The following is a 4,366-nucleotide window of genomic DNA, read 5'->3' on the forward strand; positions in this document are numbered from 1 at the left end:
CTGGACCGTGGCCCGCTCCCGCTAGCGCACCGACCAGACCAACGAGATCCTGACCAACCAGACCAGCGTCAGCACCACGTTCACCACGGCCGGCATCCAGCATGACCTGGCGGCAGGCGTGGAACTGATCTACGAGCGCCAGCTCACCCGCGGCACCGGCACCAGCGCCCAGACGATCAACGGTGTGAGCTACAGCGCCATCAGCAACCCGGCCGCCAACCTCTACCAGCCGAACGCCAACGACGACCTGGGCGTGCCCTACTTCACCGGCGCGGACACCGAGGGCAAGACCACCACCGGCGCGCTCTATGTGCTGGACACGCTGACCCTCAACGAAGCCTGGAAGCTCAACGGCGGCCTGCGCTTCGAGCGCTACCACACCGAAACCTCGGTGGGCACCATCGTCACCAGCAGCAACAGCAGCACCTACCCCGGCTACGCGGTGGGCAGCATCGCCAACACCAACCTGCGCCTGGCCGACAACCTGAGCAGCTGGAACCTGGGCCTGACCTACAAGCCCACCGCCCACGGCAGCATCTACCTGGCCGCGGCCAACGCGTACACGCCGCCGGGCGGCGCCAACTTCGCCCTGTCAGCCACCAGCACCAACGCCAACAGCCCCTCGATGGACCCGCAGCAGACCCGCACGTTCGAGCTGGGCACCAAGTGGGACCTGCTGGACCAGCGCCTGAACCTGACCCTGGCGGCCTACCACACCGAGAACCAGAACCAGGTCAGCTACGACGACCTGGGCAATGCGGTGCAGACCGGCAAGACCCGCGTGCAGGGCGTGGAACTGGGCCTGGTCGGACGCGTGACCGAAGCCTGGCAGGTCTCTGCCGGCGTGGCGACGATGGACACGAAACAGAGCAACGTCTGGAACAGCACGCACACCACCGAAACCAATGGCGTTCGCTGGTCGCCGGACCTCACCGCCTCGCTGTGGAGCACCTACACGCTGGGCAACCTGACGCTGGGCGCGGGCGCGAACTATGTCTCCAAGCAGAAACGCACCATCACCGCCGACACCGACCTGTCGACCCAGAACATGCCGGAGATCCCGGCCTACTGGGTGGCCGATCTGATGGCGTCCTATCAGGTCATGCAGAACCTGAAGCTTCAGCTGAACGTGGGCAATGTGTTCGACAAGGAATACATCAGCACGCTCAACAACAGCGGCGCGCGCGCCACGATGGGCGCACCGCGCACGGCCAAGCTGACGGCCAGCGTGCAGTTCTGAGGCAAGGCGGCGCGGCATGTTGTTGCACATCCCGGGCGTTCTGTCTGCGGAGGAAGTCGCCCGCTTCCGCCTGGCCCTGGCCGAGGCCCCCTGGGCCGATGGCCGGGCCACCGTCGGGCCCCAGGGGGCCCTGGTCAAGCACAACGAACAGCTGCCCGCCGACCACCCGCTGGCCCGCGAGCTGGGCCAGTTCATCGTGCAGCGGCTGTCCAGCCACCCGCAGTTCGTCTCGGCGGCCCTGCCGCACCGCATCCTGCCGCCGCTGTTCAACCGCTACCAGGGCGGCGGCAGCTACGGCCTGCATGTGGACGGCTCGGTGATGGCCATGGGCGACGGGCAGCGCCTGCGCAGCGACGTGTCCACCACGCTGTTCCTCTGCGACCCCGAGGACTACGAAGGCGGCGAGCTGGTGGTGATGGACACCTATGGTGCCCACGAGGTCAAGCTGCCCGCGGGCGACCTGATCCTCTACCCGTCCACCAGCCTGCACAAGGTCGAGCCCGTCACCCGCGGTGCCCGCACCTGCGCCTTCTTCTGGACCCAGAGCCTGGTGCGCGACGACGGCCAGCGTGCCGCCCTCTACGAGCTGGACCAGACCATCCAGCGCCTGCGCGCCCGGCTGGGCGACAGCGACGAGGTGCTGCAGCTCACCGGCCACTACCACAACCTGCTGCGCCGCTGGGCCGAGCTGTGAACACCCACGGCTTCAAAACCCTCCTGCGCTGGCACTGGATCAGCTCGGCCCTGTGCCTGGTGGGCATGCTGCTGTTCGCCGTCACCGGCTTCACGCTCAACCACGCGGCCGACATCGAGGCCCAGCCGGTGCTCACCCGCTGGCAGGCCACGCTGCCCGCTCCGGTGCTGGCTGCGGTGCAGGCCGCCCGGCCGGCCCAGGCCGGCGGCAGCGCGCCGGTGCCGGCCACCCTGCGCCAGTGGGTGGCCGAGTCGCACGGGCTGCGCCTGGCCGCCGGCCTGGCGCCGGAATGGTCGGCCGAGGAGCTTTACGTCGCCATGCCCCGCCCCGGCGGCGACGCCTGGCTGCGCGTCGACCTGAGCAGCGGCGAAGCCGAGTTCGAGGACAGCGACCGCGGCCTGCTGGCCCTGCTCAACGACCTGCACAAGGGTCGCAACACCGGCGCCGTCTGGCGCGCCTTTCTCGATGTCTTCGCCGCAGGCTGTCTGGTGTTCTGCATCACCGGCCTGCTGATCCTGCACCGCCATGCCGGCCAGCGCGCGCTGACCTGGCCGCTGACGGCCGCGGGTTTCGTGCTGCCAGCCCTGCTGGTGCTGCTGTTCATCCATTGACCTCGACGCCAATGACCTCCTTCACCCCCCGCACCGCCACCACCGCCACCACCCTGGGCCTGCTCACGCTGGGCAGCGCCTCGGCCGGCGCCGCCACCCTGCAGCTCACGCTGGAGCTGCCCCGCCTGAGCGTGGCCGAGTACCACAAGCCCTATGTGGCCGTCTGGCTCGAGAAGGACGGCCAGCCCAATGCCGCCGCCCAGCTGGCCGTCTGGTACGACCTGAAGAAGGCCAACAACGGCGGCGCCAAGTGGCTGCGCGACATGCGCCAGTGGTGGCGCGCGGGAGGCCGGGATCTGACCGTTCCCGCCGACGGCGTGACCGGCGCCACCCGCTCGCCGGGCGAACAGGTGCTGCACCTGGACCAGTTGCCCGCGCTGGCCCGGCTGCCCGCCGGCCAGTACACGGTGGTGGTCGAAGCCGCCCGCGAAGGCGGCGGCCGCGAGGTGCAGCGCCTGCCGCTGACCTGGCCCATCCAGGCCGCCCAGCAGGCCCAGGCCCAGGGCACCCATGAACTGGGCACCCTGCAGCTCAAGGCCACCCCCTGATCCACGCCCCTGCACAGGATGTCCACCATGACCCTGCCCCGCCCCATCGCGCTGGCCCTGGCCACCGCCCTGCCCCTCTTCGCCTGGGCCCACGACACCTGGGTGCTGCCCTCGTCCACTCTGGTGACCGGCCGCAACCAGAGCGTCGTGGTCGACGCCTCGGTCTCCACCGACCTGTTCATCGCCGAGCGCCCCCTGGCCTGGGGGGAACTGCGCGTCACCGGCCCCGACGGCAAGCCCCTGCGGGCTGGTGAGCGCAGCGCCACCGCCCTGCTCAACAGCGTGGTGATCGAGTTGCCGGCCGAAGGCAGCTACCGCATCAGCAACCTCAGCGAGAGCCTGATGGCCAGCTACCAGGACGCCGAAGGCAAGACCCAGCGCTTCCGCGGCACCCCGGCCGAATTCGCCCAGAAGGTGCCGGCCGACGCCAAGCTGCTGGGGCTGGTGCACACCCTGGCCCGCCAGCAGACCTTCGTCAGCCGGGAAAAGGCCACCGTGCCCGCCTTCGCCCCCGAAGGTCGCGGCCTGGAAGTCCTGCCGCTGGACGCGGTGAACGACCTCAGCGATGGCGACCGCACACGCTTCACCCTGCTGCTCAACGGCCAGCCGCTGGCCGGCGAGAAGCTGTCCCTGGTGCGCGAAGGCAACCGCTACCGCTACGACCGCGGTGAGCAGACGCTGAGCACCGACGCCCAGGGACAGTTCAGCGTGAGCTGGGCCGCCCCGGGCCGCTACTGGCTGGGCGTCAGCCACGGCGACCGCCCCGCCGCGGCGCCGGCGCCGCAAGGCGGGCCTGGCGGCCCCATGGCCATGGGCGGCACCCGTGACAAGCCCCTGGAGCGCGCCAGCCTGAGCGCCACCTTCGAGGTGCTGCCGCGCTGAGACCCGGCCCGACCGATGTTCGCCCCCGCCCTCCCCACCGCGCCACGGGCCCAGGCCCGTGTGCTGATCCCTGCCGAGGTGTCGGGCCCGCCCGCGCCCTGGGGCCAGGTGCTGCACACCCTGGGCGGGGACACCATGGGCACCTCCTGGTCCGTCCAGCTCTGGGCTGGCGCCGGACTGCCCGAGCGGCCACTGCGCCGCGCCATCCAGGCCGTGCTGGACGATGTGATCGCCCAGATGAGCACCTGGGAGCCCGACGCCCTGATCAGCCGCTTCAACCGTCTGCCCGCCGGTGAAAGCCTGGTGCTGCCAGACAGCTTCGCCCTGGTGATCGACACCGCACTGCAGGTGGCCCGGCGCAGCGCCGGTGCCTTCGACCCCAGCGTGGGCG

General features: G+C 70.6%; 6 protein-coding genes. All 6 read left to right on the top strand.

Annotated elements, in window-relative coordinates:
* The first annotated feature begins 49 nt into the window (after positions 1-49).
* Complete coding sequence (locus I73_RS25920; protein WP_374701943.1) at positions 50-1,240, top strand: TonB-dependent receptor domain-containing protein; 1,191 nt, start codon at positions 50-52, stop codon at positions 1,238-1,240.
* 16 nt (positions 1,241-1,256) lie between these two features.
* Positions 1,257-1,934, top strand: a complete 678-nt coding sequence (locus I73_RS04580) for a Fe2+-dependent dioxygenase (protein ID WP_022979531.1) — start codon at positions 1,257-1,259, stop codon at positions 1,932-1,934.
* Positions 1,931-2,545: a PepSY-associated TM helix domain-containing protein gene (locus I73_RS04585; RefSeq protein ID WP_022979532.1), complete on the top strand. Its 615-nt coding sequence runs from the start codon at positions 1,931-1,933 to the stop codon at positions 2,543-2,545. The genes I73_RS04580 and I73_RS04585 overlap by 4 nt, the downstream gene beginning before the upstream one ends.
* A gap of 11 nt (positions 2,546-2,556) precedes the next feature.
* Positions 2,557-3,093 carry a DUF2271 domain-containing protein gene (locus I73_RS04590; RefSeq protein WP_022979533.1) on the top strand — a complete coding sequence of 179 codons (537 nt, stop codon included), beginning with the start codon at positions 2,557-2,559 and terminating at the stop codon, positions 3,091-3,093.
* Positions 3,094-3,120: 27 nt separating this feature from the next.
* On the top strand, positions 3,121-3,975 hold the full coding sequence (locus tag I73_RS25925) for a DUF4198 domain-containing protein (RefSeq protein WP_022979534.1): 855 nt from the start codon (positions 3,121-3,123) through the stop codon (positions 3,973-3,975).
* A 15-nt stretch (positions 3,976-3,990) separates the two neighbouring features.
* The coding region (locus I73_RS04600) for an FAD:protein FMN transferase (protein WP_026096310.1) at positions 3,991-4,366 on the top strand (376 nt) is incomplete at its 3' end.

This window comes from Ideonella sp. B508-1 (assembly GCF_000333615.1).
In the GTDB taxonomy this organism is placed as follows: Bacteria; Pseudomonadota; Gammaproteobacteria; order Burkholderiales; family Burkholderiaceae_C; genus Ideonella.

Excerpts from the sequence above, each read along its gene's own strand:
- I73_RS04580 (WP_022979531.1), top strand. The coding sequence starts at position 1,257 with ATGTTGTTGCACATCCCGGGCGTTCTGTCTGCGGAGGAAGTCGCCCGC.
- I73_RS04590 (WP_022979533.1), top strand. The coding sequence starts at position 2,557 with ATGACCTCCTTCACCCCCCGCACCGCCACCACCGCCACCACCCTGGGC.
- I73_RS25925 (WP_022979534.1), top strand. The coding sequence starts at position 3,121 with ATGACCCTGCCCCGCCCCATCGCGCTGGCCCTGGCCACCGCCCTGCCC.